This is a genomic window from Streptomyces sp. B6B3 (genome assembly GCF_039871525.1).
GTDB lineage: Bacteria > Actinomycetota > Actinomycetes > Streptomycetales > Streptomycetaceae > Streptomyces.
The window spans coordinates 666340-685728 of the sequence record NZ_JBDPLU010000002.1 but is presented as its reverse complement, the minus strand read 5'-3'; the positions used below and the strand labels follow the sequence as shown (position 1 = coordinate 685728).

At 74.1% G+C, this 19389-nt stretch carries 15 protein-coding genes; 9 read left to right on the top strand and 6 right to left on the bottom strand.

The window, feature by feature from the left end:
- Positions 1-107: 107 nt before the first annotated feature.
- Positions 108-1232: a DUF4037 domain-containing protein gene (locus tag ABGB06_RS07265; protein ID WP_347586410.1), complete on the top strand. Its 1125-nt coding sequence runs from the start codon at positions 108-110 to the stop codon at positions 1230-1232.
- Between the two features lie 73 nt (positions 1233-1305).
- Here ABGB06_RS07265 and ABGB06_RS07260 read toward each other — a convergent pair whose 3' ends face one another.
- The 3 genes from ABGB06_RS07260 to ABGB06_RS07250 all read right to left on the bottom strand — a co-directional run bounded on the left by ABGB06_RS07260 (position 1306) and on the right by ABGB06_RS07250 (position 6066).
- The gene (locus tag ABGB06_RS07260; RefSeq protein WP_347586408.1) at positions 1306-1845 is read right to left on the bottom strand and encodes a cupin domain-containing protein; all 540 of its coding nucleotides are present in this window, start codon (positions 1843-1845) and stop codon (positions 1306-1308) included.
- A gap of 156 nt (positions 1846-2001) precedes the next feature.
- Entirely contained in the window at positions 2002-2199 is a 198-nt protein-coding gene (locus ABGB06_RS07255) for a hypothetical protein (protein WP_347586406.1), read from the bottom strand.
- Between the two features lie 93 nt (positions 2200-2292).
- Positions 2293-6066 (bottom strand): S41 family peptidase, encoded by a 3774-nt coding sequence (locus ABGB06_RS07250; protein WP_347586404.1) that lies wholly within the window; start codon positions 6064-6066, stop codon positions 2293-2295.
- 248 nt (positions 6067-6314) lie between these two features.
- Here ABGB06_RS07250 and ABGB06_RS07245 point away from each other — a divergent pair, with 248 nt between their 5' ends.
- The 4 genes from ABGB06_RS07245 (at position 6315) to ABGB06_RS07230 (ending at position 11504) form a co-directional block, all read left to right on the top strand.
- Complete coding sequence (locus ABGB06_RS07245; RefSeq protein ID WP_347586402.1) at positions 6315-8576, top strand: MMPL family transporter; 2262 nt, start codon at positions 6315-6317, stop codon at positions 8574-8576.
- A gap of 141 nt (positions 8577-8717) precedes the next feature.
- Positions 8718-9812 carry an energy-coupling factor ABC transporter permease gene (locus ABGB06_RS07240; RefSeq protein WP_347586400.1) on the top strand — a complete coding sequence of 365 codons (1095 nt, stop codon included), beginning with the start codon at positions 8718-8720 and terminating at the stop codon, positions 9810-9812.
- 166 nt (positions 9813-9978) lie between these two features.
- Entirely contained in the window at positions 9979-10728 is a 750-nt protein-coding gene (gene cbiQ, locus ABGB06_RS07235) for a cobalt ECF transporter T component CbiQ (protein ID WP_347586398.1), read from the top strand.
- Positions 10716-11504, top strand: a complete 789-nt coding sequence (locus ABGB06_RS07230; protein WP_347586396.1) for an ABC transporter ATP-binding protein — start codon at positions 10716-10718, stop codon at positions 11502-11504. The genes cbiQ and ABGB06_RS07230 overlap by 13 nt, the downstream gene beginning before the upstream one ends.
- Before the next feature lie 64 nt (positions 11505-11568).
- Here the strand turns inward: ABGB06_RS07230 and ABGB06_RS07225 are convergent, their stop codons facing one another.
- The 3 genes from ABGB06_RS07225 to ABGB06_RS07215 all read right to left on the bottom strand — a co-directional run bounded on the left by ABGB06_RS07225 (position 11569) and on the right by ABGB06_RS07215 (position 16080).
- Positions 11569-12513, bottom strand: a complete 945-nt coding sequence (locus ABGB06_RS07225; RefSeq protein ID WP_347586394.1) for a ribose-phosphate pyrophosphokinase — start codon at positions 12511-12513, stop codon at positions 11569-11571.
- A gap of 46 nt (positions 12514-12559) precedes the next feature.
- A complete protein-coding gene (locus ABGB06_RS07220) occupies positions 12560-14254 on the bottom strand; it encodes a penicillin-binding transpeptidase domain-containing protein (RefSeq protein WP_347586392.1) in 1695 nt (564 codons plus the stop codon).
- A gap of 98 nt (positions 14255-14352) precedes the next feature.
- Complete coding sequence (locus tag ABGB06_RS07215; RefSeq protein ID WP_347586390.1) at positions 14353-16080, bottom strand: phospholipid carrier-dependent glycosyltransferase; 1728 nt, start codon at positions 16078-16080, stop codon at positions 14353-14355.
- A gap of 61 nt (positions 16081-16141) precedes the next feature.
- Between ABGB06_RS07215 and rsmI the strand changes: the two genes are divergently transcribed.
- The 4 genes from rsmI to rsmA all read left to right on the top strand — a co-directional run bounded on the left by rsmI (position 16142) and on the right by rsmA (position 19361).
- The gene (rsmI, locus tag ABGB06_RS07210) at positions 16142-17155 is read left to right on the top strand and encodes a 16S rRNA (cytidine(1402)-2'-O)-methyltransferase (protein WP_347586388.1); all 1014 of its coding nucleotides are present in this window, start codon (positions 16142-16144) and stop codon (positions 17153-17155) included.
- Between the two features lie 73 nt (positions 17156-17228).
- Positions 17229-17495, top strand: a complete 267-nt coding sequence (locus ABGB06_RS07205) for a hypothetical protein (RefSeq protein WP_347586386.1) — start codon at positions 17229-17231, stop codon at positions 17493-17495.
- A gap of 61 nt (positions 17496-17556) precedes the next feature.
- Complete coding sequence (locus tag ABGB06_RS07200; RefSeq protein ID WP_347586384.1) at positions 17557-18417, top strand: TatD family hydrolase; 861 nt, start codon at positions 17557-17559, stop codon at positions 18415-18417.
- 86 nt (positions 18418-18503) lie between these two features.
- A complete protein-coding gene (gene rsmA, locus ABGB06_RS07195; protein ID WP_347586382.1) occupies positions 18504-19361 on the top strand; it encodes a 16S rRNA (adenine(1518)-N(6)/adenine(1519)-N(6))-dimethyltransferase RsmA in 858 nt (285 codons plus the stop codon).
- Positions 19362-19389 lie beyond the last annotated feature (28 nt).

Here is a 19389-nt window from a genome sequence, read left to right as displayed (position 1 = left end):
CCTCGGAGACGCACACCAGGAACGACCGGCCGGCGACCGGAAAGTCATCGACGTCCGCGCCGCAAATTCGGTGGCGCCCCTCGGACGGCCTTTACAGAGTGCTGCGTATGACGCACTCCGAAGCCCCCGCCTTCGCCGACTTCCTGCCCGGGCTCGAACTGTCCCGCGCCCTGTACGAGGAGGCGGTCCGCCCCCTCCTGGACGCCGAGTACCCGGGGCTGCGGTACGCGGCGGCCCGGATCGGGGCGGGTTCCGAGGTGCTCGGCTTCGACACCGCCCGCTCGGCGGACCACGAGTGGGGGCCGCGTCTGGAGCTCTTCCTCGACCCGGCGGACGTCGCCGCCCACGGGGAGGACCTGCGCCGGCTGTTCGCGGAGCGGCTGCCCAAGGAGGTGCGCGGCTGGCCCACCCACTTCAGCGGCACCGGGGACCCCCACGATCTGGTGGGCCTGATGGCGCGCACCGAGGGGCCGGTCGCGCACCGGGTCGGCGTCCACGACCTCGGGGCCTGGCTGACCGAGCGCCTCGGCGGGAACGTGGCGGCGGACCCGCCAACCGTCCGGGACTGGCTGGCGATGCCGCAGCAGCGGCTGGCGGAGGTGACCGGCGGCGCGGTGTTCCACGACGCGCCGGGCGAGCTCTCCGCGGCCCGGCGGCGCCTGGTCTGGTACCCCGAGCAGGTCTGGCGCTATCTGCTGGCCTGTCAGTGGCTGCGGATCTCCCAGGAGGAGGCGTTCGTCGGCCGCTGCGCCGAGGTCGGCGACGAGCTCGGCTCCGCGGTCGTCGCGGCGCGGCTGGTGCGCGACCTGATGCGGCTCGCCCTGCTGCTGGAGCGGCGCTACCCGCCCTACGCCAAGTGGCTCGGCAGCGCGTTCGCGCGGCTGGAGCTGGCCGAGTCGCTCACCCCGGCGCTCCGCGGCGCGCTCGCCGCGACGGACTACCCGACGCGGGAGCGACACCTCTGCGACGCCTACGAGGCGCTCGGGGCAGCGCAGAACGCCACCGGGCTGGCCGACCCGCGGGACCCGGCCCGCCGGACGTACCACGACCGGCCGTTCCTGGTGTTGCACGCCGAGCGTTTCGCCTTCGCGCTGGCCGACACCGTGACGGAGCCGGAGCTCCGGCGGCTGCCGCTGACCGGCGCCGTGGACCAGTGGGCCGACAGCACGGACCTGCTCGCCCAACACGGCGCCCTGCGCGGCGCGCTCGCCGGACTCGCCGCAGCCGGCTGATCCCGCTGGTGCCGCCGATCCGGCCGGCCCGGTCGGCCGGGCGGACCCGAAGGACCCGACGGCCCCGGCCGACTCAGCGCTGCCGGGGCGCCGGGCCCTTGTCCGGGTCCAGGAAGTACGAGTCGTGGCGGAGCAGGAACTCGGTGAACTCCTCCCCACCGCGCCGCGCCATCTCGCCGATCCGCTCGAAGTACTCCTCGCGCGGCGCGCCGGGGGAGAAGAGCAGCAGCATCGACGACGGCTCGTCGGACTCGTTGCGGAACGCGTGCAGACCGCCGACCGGCACGTACAGGAAGTCCCCCTCCCGTGCGGTGACCCAGCGGTCGCCGTCGAACAGCCGCACCTCGCCGGAGAGCACGAAGAAGGACTCCGAGATCGTCTTGTGGAAGTGCGTGTCGGGCCCGGGGGAACGCGGCGCCATGTCGAGCCGGTACAGGCCGAACTCGCCGCCCGTGGACGCTCCCCCAGACTCCGTCCGGGGGTGCCCCCCGGTCGCCAGGTAGTGTGTGCGGTTGCCGCCCGACGTGCCCAGCTCGGGTTCGGTGTCGGCGGGGCGGAAGGTGGCGTTGACCTCGCCGGTGTCACCGAAGTAGCGGGGGTCGGGATACGTCATGGCCGGGCTCCTCGTCGTCGGACTGGTGTGCCCAGTGTTACGCGACGGCGCGCGAACCGGCATCGGCCGCTGGACGCACGACGGCGCGTCCGCCGGGCGTAGGCCCGCGGGGGAGGCGGGCGGGCGCCCCCGGGGCCCGGGCCCCGGGGGCGCTGGTCAGTGGCCCTTGTCCTTGCGGGACTTCTTCGCCCGGTCCATGGCGTCCCGGGCCGCGTCCTTGGCGCGGTCGGTCATCTCCTCCCGGCCGCCGCCGCTCCGGCCGCGGTCCTGGCCGCCGCCCTTGCGCCTGCCCTTCTCGCCGCCCTTGCCGCCCATGGCGTCCATGGCGCGGCGCAACTGGTCTGCTATGCCCATCTCGCTCTCTCCTCATGGGTAGGGGTGGGCCCCGACCAGCCTGGCACGAGCGGGCATCCCTCGCATGTCGGACACATCTCGGGTGTCCGACCGCTACCCGGCGTCGTCGGGCCGGGGCGGCAGCAGCGGGCGGCGGCGGTCGGGAATGTCCTGGTAGCCGGGCGGCGAGCTGGCCGGCTCCCGCTCCAGAAGCTCCAGCGCGAGCCGCACCGCCTCGTCCAGCACCACGTACCTGCCCTCGGCCCAGTCCAGCGGCGAGCGCTCCGACTCGATGTCCGGGGCCACGCCCCGGTTCTCCACGTCCCAGCCGTACTCGGTGAACCAGGCCGCGTTCATCGGCACCGTGATGTGCGTGCCGTCGCCGAGCCGGTGGTTGCCGGTGATGCCGACCACCCCGCCCCACGTCCTGGTGCCGACCACCGGCCCTATGTTCAGCAGCCGGAAGGCGGCCGTGATCATGTCGCCGTCCGACGAGGTGGCCTCGTCCGCGAGCGCCACCACGGGCCCGCGCGGCGCGTCCGAGGCGTACGAGACGGGCTGCGCGTTGCGCGTCACGTCCCAGCCGAGGATCGTGCGCGAGAGCTTCTCCACCACCAACTCGCTGATGTGGCCGCCGGCGTTGCCCCGCACGTCCACGATGAGCGCCTGCCGGGCGAACTCCATCCGCAGGTCGCGGTTGAACTGCGCCCAGCCCGAACCGCCCATGTCGGGGATGTGCACGTACCCGCAGCGCCCGTCGCTCAGCTCCCGCACCACCGCCCGGCGGCGCGCCACCCAGTCCTGGTAGCGCAGCGGCCGGTCGTTGATCAGCGGCACGACGGCGATCCGGCGCCGCGGCCCGCCGTTCTCCCGGAACGTCAGCTCCACGCTGGTGCCGCCGGTCGCGGCCAGCAGCGGCCACGGCCCCGCGACCGGGTCCACCGGACGGCCGCCGACGTGGGTGAGCACCGCGCCCTCCCGCACCCCGGTGCCGGCCAGCGGCGAACGGGCCTTCGGGTCGGAGGACTCGCCCGGCAGGATCCTCGCCAGCTGCCAGCCGCCGGACTTCGTGCGGGTGAAGTTGGCGCCGAGCAGGCCGATGGCGCGCTGGTAGTGCCGCGGGCCCTCGTTGCGGCGGGCGGCGGTGACGTACGCGTGCGAGGTGCCGAGCTCGCCCACCGTCTCGCGCAGCAGGTCGGCGAACTCGTCGGGGGAGGCGACCCGCTCGACCAGCGGCCGGTACTGGTCCAGCACGCCGGACCAGTCGATGCCGCACATCTTCGGCTCCCAGTAGTAGTCCCGGATCAGCCGGCCCGCCTCCTCGAAGGACTGCCGCCACTCCGCGGCGGGGTCCGCCTCGTGGGTGATGCGGCGGGTGTCGAGGTCGACGGAGGCGTCCCCGTCGGAGCTGTCGGTGGCCGGGATGGCCCGCAGGTCGCCGTCCTCGCACACCACGAGCCGGCTGCCGTCGCCGCTGGGCGCGAACCAGTCCACGTCGTGGGTGAGCTCGACCCGTTTGGACTTGGCGAGGTCGAAGTACTCCAGCGTGGGCTTGCCGGACGTGTCGTCCGGATTCACGAACGTCTCGCCCAGCGCGCCGGAGATCGGCCAGCGCAGCCACACCAGGCCGCCGCCGCTCACCGGATAGAGGGAGGAGTACTTCGAGGCGGAGACGGGGAACGGCACGACGCGGCTGCCGAGCCCTTCGGCCTCCACCAGCACGGCGCCCTCGCCGCCGGCGTCCCCGCCGGTGCTGGTGTCGGCCGGATCGAGCCCGCCGGCGGCCGGCCGGCCCTCCGGCGTGATGGCGAACGGGGACCGGGTGGCGGAGGACAGCGGGACCAGGTAGGGGCGACAGCCCAACGGGAACGACAGGTCGCCGGTGTGCACGTCGTACACGGGGTCGAAGCCGCGCCACGACAGGAAGGCCAGGTAGCGGCCGTCCCGGGTGAACACCGGCTCCTCGTCCTCGAAACGGCCGTCGGTGACGTCGATGACGGTGCGCTCGCCCTCGGCGAGCCGGACGATCTTGATCTGGCTCAGGTAGTGCCCGATGCCCGGGTGCGCCCAGGCTAGCCACGCCGAGTCGGGCGAGAACGCGAGATCCCTGACGGGCCCGTTGACCGACCGGACCAGCTCCTCCAACCGCCCCGGGGCGTCCGGCTGCGCCGGGTCACTCGGGGCCGCGCCCCGGGCGCCGGCGCCTTCGAGGGGCGCGTCCGTCGGCTGCGCCGGTTCGTTCGGTGGTGCGCCCCGGTGGCCGGCGTCGTCCGGACGCGCCGGCGGCTCCGCGTCGGCCGGGGTCTCGTTTCGGCCGTTGTCGTCGGGTGCGGGGTCCGCGGCCTCCTCGGGTTCGGCCCGGGTGCCGCCGGGGACCGGTGGTTCGTCCGGCTGGCCCGTCCCGGGGTCCGGGGACGTCGGCTCGCGCTCCGCGTCTCCGTCCGCGCCCGCGTCCGGTGCGGACTCCGCCGTGCCGCCTCCGGTGGGCTCGGTCTCGGGGGCCTCCTCCGGTGGGAGCGGGACGCGGACGACCAGGAGTCGCCCGTCGTGGGAGGCCAGCGCCAGGGTCGTGCCGTCGGGGGAGGCGATCATCTCGCGGATCCGGCCGAGCTCTCCGGTGGCCAGCCGGACGGGGGCCTGGCCGCCGCTGACCCGCGGGAGGTAGGCGATCTCGATGGCGTCCTCGCCCTCCGCGTCCGTGAGATACGCCACCCGACCCGTGTCGCCGAGCATCACCGGCTGCCGCACCCGCACGCCCGGCGTGACCGCCAGAGCGCGCGCCGGTCCGTCGCGGTGCGCGAGCCAGTACAGGCCGCCGCGCACGCAGACCGCGCTGGCCCGGCCCGTCGTGTCCACGGACAGCGCGTCCACGTGGCGCGCGGCCGGCACCTGGTAGGCGCGCCGCCCGGCGCGCGGGCCGCCGAGCCGCACCGAGAGCCGGCGCGGCGTGGACCGCGGGCCCAGCTCGTCGACCACCCAGAGCTCGCCGGCGCACTGGTAGACGATCCGGCGCCCGTCGGTCGAGGCGTTGCGCGCATAGAACGCGTCGTGATCGGTGTGCCGCCAGAGCTGGCTGCCGTCCGCGCGGCACGAGTAGAGGTTGGCGACCCCCTCGTGGTCGGAGAGAAACGCGATCCGGTCGCCCACGATCATCGGCGAGTCCAGGTGCCCCTCCAGACCGGCCACGAGTCTGCCCCAGGCCCGGAAGTCCTCCGGACCGTCGGGGACCCCGGAGGAGCTCGCGTCCCCGGTCGCGGTGGTCTCCCCGTCGCCCGCCCGCGCGGCCTCGGCGGCGGCCGCCTGCCGGTGCAGCCACAGCTTGCCCATCGCGCCGCCCCGGTAGCGCTTCCAGGCCGCGGGTTCGTGCGGCGCCTTCGCGGTCAGCAGCAGCGTGCGACGTTCACCACCGCAACCCGCCACCGCGATGTCGGCGACCGGCCCCCACGGCTGCCGCTCCCCGGGCCCGCCCTCCACCGGGACGCCGTACGCCCAGCTGAAGTGCGACAGGGGCTGGTCGTGCGAGCTCACCGCCAGGATTCTGCTCCCGCGCGCGCCTGCCCCGTCCGGCGGAGTCCATCCGCACACCCGAGTGTCCGACGAGCCCCAGTGGGTCAGCTGCCGTGCCGCGCCGCCGTCCACCGGCACCAGGTGGATCTCGGGGTCCAGCGTGCGCCAGCTGACGAAGGCGATGTGCCGGCCGTCGGGCGAGAATCGGGGGGTCGCGATCCGGGTGCGGTCGACCGTCAGTCGCCAGGCCCGGGCGGGCTCCCTGTCCGCGGCGGCCGGGAGCGGCGCCAGCCACAGATCATCCTCGGAGACGAAGCAAACGAGTTCACCGTTCAGATGTGGAAAACGAAAGTAGCCGTCACATTCGTATGATGGGCTCATCGTCTCGGGGGACACGGGAGATGTGTTGAGGTTGTCGCTCACCGTTCCCATGCTTCAGCCCACGAAGGATGGCGGCAAGCGGCGGAATGTGGCGAGGAGTGAAGACTGTGATGTGAATCACAGATTCGACCGTCGACTCACCTTCTGACCCCCTCAGTGCGTCTCGTGTCATGAACTGACACATCTCTGTGCCGTCATTTCAGCCCCTTCACGCCCGTTCACACTCCCCGGACAGGAGAACCTGCCCCGTGGCTACGTTTCTGTACAAACTAGGTCGCCTGTGTTTCCGGCGCCGCTGGTGGGTGGCCCTGGTCTGGATCGCCCTCCTGTTCGGCATCGGCACCGCCGCGTCGTCCGCTGGTGAGGCGCCGCCGGACGAGTTCACCCTGCCCGGCACGGAGTCCCAGGAGACCCTCGACCTGCTGAAAGAGGAGTTCCCCGAGGCCAACGCCGAGGCGCTCGAGACCATCGTCGCCATCCAGGCCCCGGACGGCGGCCAGTTGGCCGGCGACGAGTACCGGCCGGCGATGGAGGCCCTGGTCGCCGACCTCGGCGAGGGCGACAAGGTGCTCAGCGTCTCCGACCCGCTGAACCAGGGCGGCGTCAACGAGGACGGCGACACCGCCTACATGATGGTCTCCTACGACGCGGCCTGGGAGGACATCACCGAGGAGATGACCGACCAGTTCAACGCCGCCGTGGACACCGCGGAGGACGCGGGACTGAACGTCGAGTCGAGTGGTGAGATCGCCGAGCCGGCGGCGGAGCCCGCGGGCGCCGAGATCATCGGCATCATCGTGGCCGCCATCGTGCTGGTGATCACCTTCGGCTCCCTGGTCGCCGCCGGGCTGCCGCTGATCACCGCCCTGATCGGCGTGATGGCCGGTGCCCTGGGCATCACCGCGCTGGCCAGCACGCTGGGGCTGTCCGCGACCACCGGCATCCTGGCCATGATGATCGGCCTGGCGGTCGGCATCGACTACGCGTTGTTCATCGTCTCCCGGTACCGCGCCGAGCTCGTCGCGGGACACAGTCGCGAGGAGGCCGCGGGGCGGGCCGTGGGCACCGCCGGCTCGGCCGTCGTCTTCGCCGGCCTGACCGTGATCATCGCGCTGGCCGGCCTGGCCGTGGTCAACGTGCCGCTGCTCACCAAGATGGGCATGGCGGCCGCCGCCAACGTGGGCATCGCGGTGCTGATCGCGCTCACCCTGGTGCCCGCCGCCATGGGCATCTGCGGCAAGCGGATCTTCGGCCGGCGGATGCGCAAGCAGAACCCGGAGACCGGCGTCCCCGTCTCGCTGAACAAGCCCGGCAAGGACAACATGGGCACCCGCTGGGCCCGCGGCGTGCTGCGCCGCCCCGGCATGGTGCTGGTGGCCTCGCTCGTCGGCCTCGGCGCCCTGGCCGCCCCGGTGGCCAGCATGGAGCTCGGTATCCCGGACAACGGGATGCGCGGCGAGGACACCACCGCCCGCCAGGCGTACGACATCCTCAGCGAGGGCTTCGGCCCCGGCTTCAACGGCCGCCTGATGCTGGTCGTCGAGGGTGACGAGGGCACCGATCTGGAGGCCGCCACCCAGACCATCAGCGACGAGCTCAACGGCATGGAGGGCATCGCCCAGGCGGCGCCGCCCAGCGAGCAGGGCTACAACGGCGACGGAACCGTGGCCCAGATGTACGCCTTCCCGACCACCGGGCCGGCGGACCACGAGACCACCGTGCTGGTCGAGCACCTCCGTGACGATCTGGTGCCCCAGCTGGAGGAGGAGACCGGCACCGAGATCCTGGTGGCCGGCCTGACCGCGGGCAACATCGACTTCTCCGAGGTGATGAACGACGCCCTGGTGCCGTACCTGGCGCTGGTCGTCGGCCTGGCGTTCATCCTGCTGATGGTGGTGTTCCGGTCCATCCTGGTGCCGCTGAAGGCCGCGCTCGGCTTCCTGTTCTCCGTGCTGGCCGCGCTCGGCTCCCTGGTCGCGGTGTTCCAGTGGGGCTGGCTCGCGAACCTGATCGGGGTCGAGGAGACCGGGCCGATCATGAGCATGATGCCGATCTTCATGGTCGGCGTGATCTTCGGCCTCGCCATGGACTACGAGGTGTTCCTGGTCACCCGGATGCGGGAGGCGCACGTCCACGGCGAGGACTCCCGGCAGGCGGTGATCACCGGCTTCAACCTCAACGCCCGGGTCGTCACGGCCGCGGCGATCATCATGATCAGCGTCTTCGCCGGCTTCGCGGTGGTCAGCGCCGAGTCGATGATCAAGATGATGGGCTTCGGCCTCGCCATGGCGGTCCTGCTGGACGCCTTCGTGGTCCGGATGACGATCGTCCCGGCCCTGATGGGCCTGATCGGCGAGCGGGCCTGGTGGCTGCCGAGGTGGCTGGACCGGATCCTGCCCAACGTGGACGTGGAGGGCGAGTCCCTGGAGCGGTACCTCAAGGCCAACGGCCGGGGCCGCGACACGGCCGAGCCCGAGCCGCAGCCACGCGAACCGCAGCCGGTTCCCTGACCAGCGGGTTCACTCTCCCGCCGGGCTCCGGCATCTCTGGCGCACATGTGAGGCCAACGCTCTTGCAACCACATCGCAATAGGGCTTTATTATCGAATGATTTGCCTGTGATCCGCCTTATGACGACGCTGGGAGCGCGGCATGCATGTCCCCGACGGTTTCCTCAACGCGCCGGTCTCGGTGGCGACCGGGGCGGTCGCGGCGGCCGCCGTCGCCGTCTCGCTGCGCGGCGCCCGCCGTGAGCTCGCCGGGGACGCGGAGGGATCCGGCCTCGGCGCCGAGCGCACCGCGCCGCTCGCCGGCCTCGTCGCCGCGTTCGTCTTCGCCGTGCAGATGCTGAACTTCCCCGTCGCGGCCGGGACCAGCGGCCATCTCCTCGGCGGCGCGCTGGCCGCGATCCTCGTCGGCCCGTACACGGGCGTGTTGTGCGTCTCCGTGGTGCTGCTGATGCAGGGGCTGCTCTTCGCGGACGGCGGGCTGAGCGCGCTCGGCACCAACATCCTGCTGATGGGCGTCGTCACCGTCGTCGTCGCCTACGCGCTCTTCCGCGGCCTGCTCCGCGTGCTGCCGGCCGGCCGCGGCTCGGTCGGCGTGGCCACCTTCGTCGCCGCCCTGGTCTCGGTGCCGGCCTCGGCGATCGCCTTCACCGGCCTGTACGCGATCGGCGGCACGGCCGACGTCTCGATCGGCAAGGTGTTCGCCGCGATGGCGGGGGTGCACGTGCTCATCGGCATCGGCGAGGCCGCGATCACCACGGCGACGGTCGGCGCGGTGCTCGCCGTCCGGCCCGACCTGGTCCACGGCGCGGCCGACGCGGTCAGGACCACGCTGGTGGTCAGGACGCCGGCCGGCGCGCCGGCCCGCCCGGCGACGCCCGAGCCCGCCCCGGCGGGCGCCCCGGCGCGCGGCTCGTTGCGTCCGCTGTGGCTCGGCGGCCTCGGCGTCACGGTGGTGTGCGCGGCGTTCGTCAGCTTCTACGCCTCCGCGAGCCCCGACGGCCTGGAGAAGGTCGCCACCGACGAGGGCATCATCGAGGAGGCCAGGGAGCACGACCTGGCCGACTCGCCGCTGGCCGACTACGGCGTCAGGGACCTGGACAACGAGCGGCTGTCCATCGCGCTGGCCGGCTCCGCGGGCGTCGCCGTGACCCTGGCCGCCGGCACCGCCACCTTCCTCGCCCTCCGCCGCCGCGGTTCGGGCGCGTCCGCGCCCGACGGCGAGCCGCAGCGTGCCTGACCCCGCCGGCCCCGAGCCCGCACCGGGCCGTTCGTTCCGGGCCGCCGCGATGCGGCCCGGCGGCCAGCCACCGGCCCGCCCGCCGGGCGGTGCGTTCGGGGCTGCCGCCCCGGGCCCCGTTCCCGACCCCGGTCCCGCCTGGGCCAGCCGGCCCGGTCAGGGGTCCGTGTTCGGTCGCGTGTACCAGCCCGGCCAGGGCCCGGTGCACCGGCTGCCCGCCCACTGCAAGATCGTCGCCGTGCTCGGCTTCGTGCTCGCCGTCGTGGCCACGCCCCGGGAGGCGGTCTGGGCCTTCGGGGCGTACGCCGTGCTGCTCGCCGCCGTCGCGGCGGTCGCGCGGGTGCCGGCCGGGTTCCTGCTCCGGCGGCTGCTGATCGAGGTGCCGTTCGTCGCCTTCGCCCTGCTGCTGCCGTTCGTCGCCGAGGGCCCCCGGATCGACTGGTTCGGCCTGTCGCTGAGCGAGTCCGGGCTGTGGGGGGCGTGGAACATCCTGGCCAAGGGCACCCTCGGCGTCGCCGCCTCGGTGCTGCTGGCCGCCAGCACCGAGATCCGGCAGCTGCTCCTCGGCCTGCAACGGCTGCGGCTCCCCCCGCTGCTGGTGCAGATCGCCTCGTTCATGGTCCGCTACGCCGACGTCATCGCCGGCGAACTGCGCCGCATGCGGATCGCCAGGGAGTCCCGCGGCTTCGCCGCGCGCGGTCCGCGCCACTGGGGCGTGCTGGCCAGGACCGCGGGCGCGCTCTTCATCCGCTGCTACGAGCGCGGCGAGCGGGTGCACCTGGCCATGCTCAGCCGCGGCTACACGGGCACCATGCCGGTGCTCGGCCAGCGGCCGGGCACCCGCGCCGAGTGGTCCCTGGCCGCCGCGCTCCCGGCCGCCGCCCTCGTCGTCTGTGTGCTGGGATGGATCCTGTGACCAACGCCGACGCCGACGCCGACGCCGCCCACGCCGAGCCGGACCCGCCCTCGTTGGAGGTCGCCGGCCTGGCCTACGCCTACCCCGACGGCCACCAGGCCCTGTTCGGCGTGGACCTGACCATCCCGCGCGGCCAGCGCGTCGCCCTGCTCGGCCCCAACGGCGCCGGCAAGACCACCCTGGTGCTGCACCTCAACGGCATCCTCACCGCCGGCCTCGGCGGCGTCCGGGTGGGCGGCCTGCCGGTCGGCCGGGACACCCTCGCCGAGGTCAGGCGCCGCGTCGGCATCGTCTTCCAGGACCCCGACGACCAGCTGTTCATGCCGAGCGTCCGGGAGGACGTGGCGTTCGGCCCGGCCAACGCGGGGCTGCGCGGCGCCGAGCTGGAACGCCGGGTCACCGAGGCGCTGGACCGGGTCGGCATGGCCGACCACGCCGAACGCCCGCCGCACCACCTGTCGTTCGGCCAGCGCCGACGCGTCGCGGTGGCCACCGTGCTGGCGATGCGGCCCGAGATCCTGGTGCTCGACGAGCCCTCGGCCAACCTCGACCCGGCCGCCCGCCGGGAGCTGGCCGACATCCTGCGGTCCCTCGACCTGACGGTGCTGATGGTCACCCACGACCTGCCGTACGCCCTGGAGCTGTGCCCGCGTGCGGTGATCCTCAGCGAGGGCGTGATCGCGGCCGACGGGCCCACCGCCGACCTGCTCGCCGACGCCGAACTGCTGCGCCGGCACCGGCTCGAGCTGCCGTTCGGCTTCCACGTTCCGGCCTGACCGCCGGGGCGGGCTCGGGGTCGGCCGGGACCCGTCAGGACGTGTCGGGGCGTGTCAGGGCGTGTCAGGGCTTGTCGAAGAGCGCGCTGACCGACTCGCCGTTGTGGATCCGGCGCACCGCCTCGGCCAGCGCCGGCGCGATGGACAGCACCCGCAGCTTGTCGGTGCGCTCCTCGGCCGGGATCGGCACCGTGTTGGTGCAGACGATCTCCAGCACGTCCGGCTCCGAGCTGAGCCGCTTCAGCGCGCCGCCGGAGAACAGCCCGTGCGTGCAGGCGATCCGCACCGAGTTCACTCCCAGCTCCCGCAGCCGGTCCAGCAGTTCGATGACGGTGCTGCCCTTGGCGATCTCGTCGTCCAGGACGATCACGTCACGCCCCGCCACGTCCCCGATCACCGAGCTGATGCTCACCCGGTCGTCGCTGTACCGCTGCTTCGCGCCGGCCGCCACCGGAATGCCCAGCAGCCGGGCGAACGCGGCGGCCTCCTTGGCGTTGCCCAGGTCCGGCGAGACCACGACGGCGTTGCCGAGCTCCTGCCGCCGGAAGTGCGCCGCGAGCTCGCGCAGCGCGTGCAGGTGGTCCACCGGAACGCTGAAGAAGCCGTGCACCTGCGGCGAGTGCAGCGTCATCGCCAGCACCCGGCTGGCGCCCGCCGTCACCATCAGGTCGGCGATCAGCCGCCCGCCGATGGAGATGCGCGGCGCGTCCTTCTTGTCGGACCTGGCGTACGAGTAGTGCGGCAGCACCACGGTGGTGCGGGCCGCCGAGGCGCCGCGGGCGGCGTCCAGCATCAACAGCAGCTCGACCAGATGCTCCTGCACCGGCCGCACCAGCGGCTGGATCAGGTAGACGTCGCGCTCCCGGCAGTTCGCCTCCAGCTGCACCTGCAGGCAGTCGTTGGCGAAGCGGTCCACCCGGGCGGGCCGCAGCGGAACCCCGAGATGGTCGCAGACCTCCGCGGCGAGCGCCGGATGGGCGCTGCCACTGAAGACGGCTATCTCCCGCATGCGTGAGCCCTCCGCGTCGTACCCGAGGCCGTTGTTCAGGAGAAGCCTACGGTGCGGCGTTGAGCACCTCCGCCACCACCGGGCCGGCGAACTCGCCGCCGTGCCCACTGTTCGGCACCACCGCGGCCACCGCCAGGTCGTCCGAGTACCCGGTGAACCAGGCGTTGGGCTTCTCCTGGCCGTCCACCTCGGCGGAGCCGGTCTTCGCGCCGATGTCGCCGCTGACGCCGGACATCGCCTCGGCCGCGGTGCCCCACAGCGCCGTGGTGTTCATCAGACCGCGCAGCTCGGCCGCCGCGGCCGGGTCCAGCGCGCTCGAGGCCTGCGCCAGCGTGCGGCCGTCGAAGGACGGCGGCACCAGGTAGGGCTGGAGGAACCCGCCGTTCTTGACGGTCGCGGAGACCGAGGCCATGGTCAGCGGGTTCATCCGGACGCCGCCCTGGCCGATCAGCGAGGCTGCCATCTGGGCGTCGGACTGGGTGGGCACCGAGCCGTCCAGCGTCTGCACGCCGACCTCCCAGGTCAGGCCCAGGCCGAAGACGTCCCGCGCGTGGTTGCCCAGCGAGTCGTCCTCCAGCTCCGGGGCCTGGCTGATGAAGGCCGTGTTGCAGGAGGCGGCGAAGGAGTCGGCGAAGGTGCCGTCCTTGATGTCGAAGTTGTCGTCGTTGTGGAACGGCCAGCCGCCGTACTCGAACTCCTTCGGGCACGGGTGCGACGCGCCGGCGGAGGCCAGGCCCTCCTCGATCAGCAGCGAGGAGGTGACGATCTTGAACGTCGAGCCCGGGGCGTACGAGCCCTGGAGCGCGGTGTCGAAGCCCTCGGCCGGCTTGTTGGCGACCGCCAGGATCTCGCCGGTGCTCGGCTGGATCGCGACCGCGGAGGCGCGGTCGCCGTCCGCGTTCCGCACGGCCTGCTCGGTCGCCGCCTGGACCGCCGGGTCGATGGTGGTCGGCACCTGGCCCGCGGTCGGCTCCGCCAGCTCGACCAGCTGCTCGACCCGCTTGCCCTCGGCGTCCACGATCCGGAGCTCGGTCCCCGTGCTGCCGCCGGCCTCCTCCGCGTACCGCTCCCGGACGTCGGCGATCACGCCGGCCAGCGTGGGGTGCTCCTCGGCGGTCAGCACGTCGCCGTTCCGGTCGAGCATCTCCACCGGCGGCAACTCGCTGACCGGGCCGGTCTCCAGGGACTGGCCCTCGCCCAGCCCCGGGTGCAGCACGGTCGGCTCCCACCGGACGACGGGCTGGTCGGAGCCCTCGTCCCTGACCACGGTCAGCTCGGAGTCGTAGCTCCAGTCCTGCTGCTGGGTCGCGCCGGCGTCCTCGTACTCCACCACGGCGTCCACGGTGAACGGCACCGAACCACCCGAAGGAGTGGATTCGTTGAGCGTCAGTTCGGACAGGGAGGCGCGTTCGGGCAGCGCGTCGAGGGCGGCGCGCGCCGCCTCCTCGTCGTCGGTGAGCGCGGCGGCGGCCCGGACGTCGCCCGCCTCCCACGCGTCGAGGAACGCGCCGGAGGTCTCCAGCACCTCCTGCTCGGTGGGCGGTCCGCTGTCCTCGGAGGGGTCCTGGCCCGACGGGTCGTCAGTCGCCGCGATGTTGCTCGGCTCCCCCTCGGCCTCGTCGTCCCCGAGCAGCGCGAAGCTGCCGAAGCCCACCACGGTCGCGACGGCCACGAACACGCCACCGACCACGGCCAGCCGCTGCCCGTTGCGCTCCCGCGCCCTACCCCTTGACCCTGTCACCGTGCCCCGCAACCACCCGTTAACGCACCGCAATGCCCTGGCGATCGCAGCCTACCGGCTGCCGGGCCCCCCACGGACTCCGTTCGGTCGCGGCCCGGTCACACCCAGGTATCGAGCCACATCCGGGCGCGCCAGGAATCGACGGGGATCTCCTGGCCGGTGTAGATCGGGTAGAAGTAGATGAAGTTCCACGCGATCAGCAGCACCAGCACGCCGCCGGCCACCACGCCCGTGGCGCGGCGGCGTTCCGTGCAGCCCGGTGGGCCGAGCAGCGCGCCGACCAGCATCGCCACCGCCAGGCACAGGTACGGCGTCAGCACCACCGCGTAGAAGTAGAAGATGGTCCGCTCCTGGTACACGAACCAGGGCAGGTAGCAGGCGGCCACCGCGCACAGCACAGCGCCGGCCCGCCAGTCGCGGCGGAACAGCCAGCGGTAGCCGGCGTAGACGAGCGCGAAGCAGCCGGCCCACCACAGCAGCGGGGTGCCGAGCGCGAGCACCTCGCGGGCGCAGCCGCTGGCGTAGGTGCAGCCGTTCTCGCCCGGGTCGGAGGAGGTGTAGTAGTACGTGACCGGGCGGGCGGCGACCAGCCAGCTCCAGGGGTTGGACTCGTAGTCGTGTTCCGAGGTCAGGTTGACATGGAAGTCGTAGACCTCGTTCTGGTAGTGCCACAGGCTGCGCAGCGCGCCCGGCACCCAGGTGAACGAGCTGTCCTTGCCCGCCGTCTCGGCCCAGTCGCGGTACTTGCCGCCCGAGGTGAGGAACCAGCCGGCGAAGGACGCCAGATAGGTGGCCAGCGCCACCGGCACCAGCGCGCAGAACGCCCAGGGCGCGTCCCGGCGCAGCATCGCGTGGTACGGGCGCCGCGCCCCCGCGGTGCGGCGCGCCGCGACGTCCCACAGCACGGTGAGGATGCCGAACGCGGCAAGCACGTACAGGCCGTTCCACTTCGTGGCGCACGCGAGGCCGAGGCAGAGCCCGGCAGCCAGCCGCCAGGGCCGCCAGCCGAGCCGCAGCCGGGCCCCGACGTCGGCGTCCGGGCGCAGCACCCCGTCGCCGCCGGTGGGCAGCGCGGCGGCCAGCCGGGCGCGGGCGGCGTCGCGGTCGATCAGCAGGCAGCCGAACGCGGCCAGCAACCAGAACATCAGCACCAGGTCGAGCAGCGCGGTGCGGCTCATCACGAAGTGCAGGCCGTCCACGGCCAGTAGCGCGCCGGCCAGGCAGCCCAGGATCGTGGAGCGGAACAGCCGGCGGCCGATGCGGCACAGCATCAGCACGGAGAGCGTGCCGAGCAGCGCGACCATGAAGCGCCAGCCGAAGGGGTTGAGGCCGAACATCCACTCGCCGAGCGCGATGGCCCACTTGCCGCCCGGCGGGTGCACGACGTACGCGGCGGTGTCGTCGAACGGCGTGGCACCGGCGATGATCCGCTCGTTGGCGTCGTCGGGCCACTCGGTCTCGTAGCCCTTCTGCAGCAACGACCAGGCGTCCTTGGCGTAGTACGTCTCGTCGAATATCACGGCGTCGGGCGAGCCGAGGTTGACGAACCGCAACGCCCCCGCGAACAGCGCGACCAGCAGCGGACCGCCCCAGCCGGTGAGCCGGGCCAGCCGGCCCGCGGTGTGGGACGCGAAGCCGAAGTACTGCCACAGCCGCGCGCCCGGCTCGGGGAACGCCGGCACCAGCCGCTGGCGGACCCCGGCGCCGCGTCTCCGCGCGTATCCGAAGCGGCGCAGCCGCTCCTCCCAACCGGGCGACTCGGCGCGCGGCGGGCCGGGCTCGGGCGGGGCGTCGCTCACGGTCTGGCTACTCCTCACGCGGGCCATCTTGACATCCGGACCCGGCCTCACCGCGAGCCCGCGAGGCGGACTGCGAGTATTGCCCGACATGAAGCGTCATGGCGGAGCCCCATCCGACGACCACCTCCACCCCTCGGACCGGCCCGACGCGCCGGACGGGCCCGCGGCCCCGCGGGCCCCAGGCGATCCGGACGAGGGCCCCGGGGTCCTGGTGCTGGCGGGGACGCCGATCGGGGACCCGGGGGACGCGCCGGCCCGGCTGGCGGCGGAGCTGGCCGCCGCCGACGTGGTGGCCGCGGAGGACACCCGGCGGCTGCGGCGGCTGGCCCGGGACCTGGACGTCCCGCCGCCCGACCGGGTGGTGTCGTACTTCGAGGGCAACGAGCGGGCCCGCACCCCGGAGCTCGCCGACGAGTTGGCCGGCGGCGCGCGGGTGCTGCTGGTCACCGACGCCGGGATGCCGTCGGTCTCCGACCCGGGGTACCGGCTCGTGGCCGCGGCGGTCGAGCGGGGCGTCCGGGTCACCGCGGTGCCGGGCCCGTCGGCGGTGCTGACCGCGCTCGCGGTGTCCGGGCTGCCGGTCGACCGGTTCTGCTTCGAGGGGTTCCTGCCGCGCCGGCCGGGCGAGCGCGCGGCCCGGCTCGCGGAGGCGGCGGGGGAGCGGCGCACGCTGGTCTACTTCGAGGCGCCGCACCGGCTGGCCGCGACGCTGGGGGACATGGCCGAGGCGTTCGGCGGCGCGCGGCGGGCGGCGGTCTGCCGCGAGCTGACCAAGACCTACGAGGAGGTCAGGCGCGGCCCGCTGGCGGAGTTGGCGGACTGGGCCGCGGAGGGGGTGCGCGGCGAGATCACGGTCGTGGTGGCGGGCGCGGAACGCCCGGACCCGGCCGCCGCCGACCCGGCCGGGCTGGCCGCGCTGGTGGCGGCGCGGGAGGCGGCGGGCGAGCGCCGCAAGGCGGCCATCGCCGCGGTGGCGCGGGAGGCCGAGGTGCCGAAGCGGCTGGTCTTCGACGCGGTGGTGGCGGCCAAGGGCGAGGCGGCGGCAGCGGTGGGGGCGGAGGCGGAAGCGGAAGCGGAGGCGGAGGACGAACAGGCGGGGTAGCGGGCCGCTCGATAGACTGTTCGGGACAGACCATGAGATTCCGGTGAATTTCGGAAGTTCCGGGTGGTCAGCGATGACGGACAGCAGCCGCACGACGACCGTGCACGAGGCGTACTCGTTCGCCTGCCTGAGCTGCGGGCACGGCTGGGAGCAGGAGTACGAGATCGAGCACCGGGTGGACCCGGCCGACCCGCACGGCCCGCCGCTGGTGCGCTACCACGCGGGCGGCCGGCAGGTGCCCTCGCCCCTGACCCACCCCCGGTGCGTGGACTGTGAAGGACGCCGGGTGCGCGTGATGCGGTCGGGCCTGGTCGCCGCCGCCGAGCGCGCCCGGCACTGACCGCGGGGTGGGCGGTGGCCGGCGGGCGGGCGGCCCGCGCGGTCCTCGTAGGATCGGTGCCATGCCCAAGTCCGCCAAGGCCAGGTCCCAGGAGGCGGTGCCGCCGCCGCTCCCGGAGCCGCTGGCCGTGCCCGTCGCCGACTCGCACACCCACCTCGACATGCAGCAGGAGCGGCAGGGCACCCCCGTCGCGGAGGCGCTGGAGCGGGCCGCCGCCGTCGGCGTCACCCGGGTCGTGCAGATCGGCTGCGACCTGCCGCGCGCCCGCTGGGCGGCCAAGATCGCCGCCGAGCACGAGGCGGTGTGGGGCGCCGTGGCGCTACACCCCAACGAGGCGCCCCGGATCGCCGCGGCGGAGGGCGACGCGGCGCTGGACGCCGCCCTCGCGGAGATCGCGGAGCTGGCCGCGCAGCCGCGGGTGGCGGCGGTCGGCGAGACCGGGCTCGACTACTTCCGCACCGGGCCCGAGGGCGTCGCCGTGCAGCAGCGGTCGTTCCGCGAGCACATCAGGATCGCCAAGGAACTGGACAAGGCGCTGGTCATCCACGACCGGGAGGCGCACGCGGACGTGCTGCGCATCCTGACCGAGGAGGGCGCCCCGCGGCGCACCGTGTTCCACTGCTTCTCCGGCGACGCCGCCATGGCCGAGGTGTGCGCCGCCGCCGGGTACTTCATGTCCTTCGCGGGCAACGTCACGTTCGCCTCGGCGCAGCCGCTGCGCGACGCGCTGGCGGCGGCACCGCCCGAGCTGCTGCTGGTGGAGACGGACGCGCCGTTCCTCACCCCCGCGCCCTGGCGCGGCCGGCCCAACGCGCCGTACCTGATCCCGGTGACGCTGCGCGCGATGGCCGAGGTGAAGGGCCTGCCCGAGGACGAGCTGGCCCGCCACGTCGCCGCCAACACGGCCAGGGCCTTCGGGTGAGCGTGCGCGACGCGGAGCACGGGGGCGGCGCGGAGCACGGCGGCGCGGAGCGTCCCCCAGGCCCCGGGGGCCCGGGCGGTGCCCCCATGCCGGACGACCGACTGCTCGGCCCCTCGGACGTCCGCGAACTCGCCGCGGCGCTGCGCCTGCGGCCCACCAAGCAGCGCGGGCAGAACTTCGTCATCGACGCCAACACCGTGCGGCGCATCGCCCGCGCGGCCGACGTGGGCCCGGCGGACGCGGTGCTGGAGATCGGCCCGGGACTCGGTTCGCTGACCCTGGCGCTGCTCGCCCGCGCCGGGCATCTGACGGCGGTCGAGATCGACGACGTGCTGGCCGCCGCGCTGCCCGCCACCGTCGCCGCCCGGCTGCCCGAGCGCGTCGACCGCTTCGCCCTGGTCCACGCGGACGCGCTGCGGCTGACGGCCGACGCGCTGCCCGGCCCGCCGCCGGACGCGCTGGTCGCCAACCTGCCCTACAACGTGGCCGTCCCCGTGCTGCTGCACATGCTCGCGACGTTCCCCAGCATCCGCCGCGCCCTGGTGATGGTGCAGGCCGAGGTCGCCGACCGGCTGGCGGCGGCGCCCGGCTCCCGGTCGTACGGCGTGCCGTCGGTCAAGGCCGCCTGGTACGCCGAGGCGCGGCGCGCCGGGTCGATCGGCCGCACGGTCTTCTGGCCGGCGCCGAACGTGGACTCCGGGCTGGTCGCGCTGACCCGGCGCGACCCGCCGCGCACCACCGCGAGCCGGGTCGAGGTCTTCGCCGTCGTGGACGCGGCGTTCGCGCAGCGCCGCAAGACGCTGCGCGCGGCGCTGGCCGGCTGGGCCGGCTCCCCGGCCGCCGCGGAGGCGGCCTGCGCCGCCGCCGGCGTGGACCCGCGGCTGAGGGGCGAGGCGCTGTCCGTCGACGCGTTCGCCCGCCTCGCCGAGGCCCGCCCCCGATGAGGCCGGCCTTGCCGGCCGCGACCCCCGG